The following is a 3097-nucleotide window of genomic DNA, read 5'->3' as shown; positions in this document are numbered from 1 at the left end:
GACCGTGTTAGCCGCCGCATCGGTAATGCTGGCGCTAACACTGTAGTTGCCTTCAGCTAAATCAGTCGCTGGGGTGGCACTCCAATTACCATTCGCATCGGTTTGTACATCAATAGTTTGTACGGCATTGGCTGCATCGGTAAAGGTTATCGTAACGGTGCTGTTTGGTGCATCACTGGTGCCCGTAACCGTTGGCGTGCTGTCGTTGGTGAGCGCTGGTGCATCCACACTCACACTTGGCGCGGTCGTATCGATGTTACCGCTGCCAGAGATATCAGTGCTGTTACCTGCATCATCGCTAATGCTGGCCTCAATGCTGTACGGCCCTTCTGCAAGTGCCGTCGGTACTTCCACTGAGAAGTTGCCGCTCGCATCCACGGTGGTGGTAAAGGTTTGCTCGACCCCTAAATCATCGATAACCGTAAAGGTGATCACGGTGCCTTCAACCGCATCACTGGTGCCGCTTAGGGTCGGTGTAACATCGTTACTTGAACCTGGGCTGGTTAAATCAAGCGTTGGCGCAATGGTATCAACCTCTCCTGCGCCTGTGGCGGTCGCTGTGTTACCCGCTGCATCGCTTACGCTTGCACTTACGGTATAACTGCCTTCAGCAACTACTTGTGAGGCAGCCACACTCCACGTGCCATTAGCTCCTAGGGTTGTTGTAACCGTATGGGTCACATTATTACTATCGGTGATTTCAACCGTTACGGTGCTGCCTTGCGGTGCATTCGCGGTGCCGGTGATCGTTGGGGTTGTATCATTGGTAACAACTAACTCATTCACTTCAATCGCTGGCATAGTGGTGTCAATAATACCGGTTTCTGTGGCGCTGCCGGTATTACCCAGACCATCGTCTACCTCGGCGGTCACTGTGTATTCGCCTTCAGCTAATTCACTCGGTGCATCAACGCTCCACACGCCACCGGTTACGGTGGTATCAACAGTCGTAATATTACCCGCGCTATCTTCAAACGTTAAGCTAATGGTGGTGCCATCGGCTGCATCACTTGTCCCATTAATGGTTGGTGTGGTGTCGTTGGTATCAACCAAGGTATTAATGCTAATGCTTGGCGCGGTGGTGTTCAGCGTGGCTGTTTCACTAACCGTGGTGGTGTTACCGGCGTTGTCGCTCACGCTGGCTTCAATGGTCAGCTCACCATCAACCAGTGCATTTGGTACATCGGCTGACCAGCTGCCACCCGCTTGGACTGTGGCTGTAAAGGTTTCGGTGGTAATGCCATCGCTAACGCTGATGCTAATTACCGTGCCGGCTGGTGCATTCGTGGTACCACTAATAGTTGGCGTACTGTCGTTGGTAGCGCCTACAGTGTCGAGTGTCAGTGTCGGGGCAAGGCTATCTATGCTGCCCGATTGCGTAGCGCCGCCTGTATTGCCCGCCGCATCCGTAATGCTGGCTTGTACACTGTAGCTACCATCAGGTAATTCTGGGCTGATTGCTTGCCAGTTGCCGTTGACATCCACGGTGGCGGTGAGCGGTGTTTCATCGCCATTACTGTCGGTGATTACAATGTTTACAACTGTGCCTTCTGGCTCAGTTGAAGTACCACTAATAAGTGGAGTACTGTCGTTACCAAGCCCCAGTGCATCCACAGTTACAACCGGGGTAATAGTATCTACATTGCCACTGCTGTTGGCGGTACTCTCATTGCCTGCGGCATCAGTAATACTGGCCGTTACAGTAAAGTCACCTTGTGCCAGGGCACTGGGCACTTCAATATCCCAATGGCCATCCGTACCAACGGTGGTGGTAATGGTTTGCACAGCGCCATCACTGTCGGTCACGGTGAGTGTTACCGTGCCGCCAATTTCGTTACTGGTGCCTTGTAATGTCGGGGTTAAGTCGTTTACATCACCCACGGTTTGCATGGTTAATGTGGGTGCTTGTGTATCTAAAGTAATTGTATCGGTTACTGTGGTTGTGTTTCCTGCTTCATCAGACACGCTCACTTCGATGGTGTTATCACCTTCATTCAAGTCTGTTTGAGGGGTTACTTGCCAATTTCCATTGGCATCTACTGTGGTTGTTAGTGTTTGTTCAACACCGTTTTCATCAGTGATCACTACAGTAATCGTTGTACCTACATCGGCATCACTCGTGCCTGAAATAGTCGGTGTTGTATCATTGGTTACAGCATCAAAATCAACGGTTAAACTTGGCCCCGCAGTATCAATATTACCGGTTGCTGTATCTAAAGCGCTATTGCCTGCAGCATCAGAAACCTCTGCCTGTACAGTATAATCCCCTGAAGCTAACTCTTGAGAAAGCTCTACACTCCAATTCCCTTGTGCATCTGTTGTCGTATTAAACGAGCGAACAACTCCTTGCGAATCTGTAACAGTCAAGCTTATTACAGTGCCAGAAACAACGCCTGTAGTATTACCAGCAATAATTGGTGTTGTATCATTACTGGTTTCTAGATCGTTAATTTGTATGGTTGGCGGCGTAATATCAATTACGGCATCAAGTTCTGCTATGGCTGAACCACCGCCTAAATCAGTTACTGTTGCACTGATTGATACACTTCCCTCAGGTAAATCGGCTGGCGGAGTAACACTCCACTGTCCGTTTGCATCAACAACCGTAGTTAAGGTAATAGTCGCACCTGTAGAGTCTGTGATCTGAACTTCAACAGACGAACCTACTTCTGCATTAAATGTATCACCGCTTATTTGTGGGGTTTGATCGTTAGTTTCACCAATCACATCAATAGTGATAGTTAACGCACTTGTATCAATAGTACCAGAGGCGCTTGCAGTACCTTCATTGCCAGCGTTATCGCTAATAGTAGCATCAACAGTATAGCTACCTTCAGCTAAAGCTACGGGTACTTCTACTGTCCAACTTCCATCTGCAATGACTTGTGCAGTGATTGTTTGCACTGCACCATTAGCGTCCGTTACAGTTAAAGTAACAGTTGAGCCTGTAGGTTCCCCGCTTACCGTACCTGATAGAGTTGGTGTAGTATCACTTGTATCACCTAGCGCATTTATGGTAACAACCGGCGCTGTTGTATCAATCTCACCTGTAGTTGTTGCTGTGGTTTCATTACCTGCGTTATCGGTTACCGATACC

At 49.0% G+C, this 3097-nt stretch carries 1 protein-coding gene; it reads right to left on the bottom strand.

Features of this window, described 5'->3' with window-relative positions; all coding sequences use genetic code 11:
• Nucleotides 1–3097 (bottom strand): beta strand repeat-containing protein (locus CWC04_RS16130; protein WP_171038588.1); only part of this gene is annotated, 3097 nt, incomplete at both ends.

The organism is Pseudoalteromonas sp. S2893, from assembly GCF_005887105.1.
Classification (GTDB): Bacteria; Pseudomonadota; Gammaproteobacteria; order Enterobacterales; family Alteromonadaceae; genus Pseudoalteromonas; species Pseudoalteromonas atlantica.
This window is presented reverse-complemented; position numbering and strand designations above follow the sequence as displayed.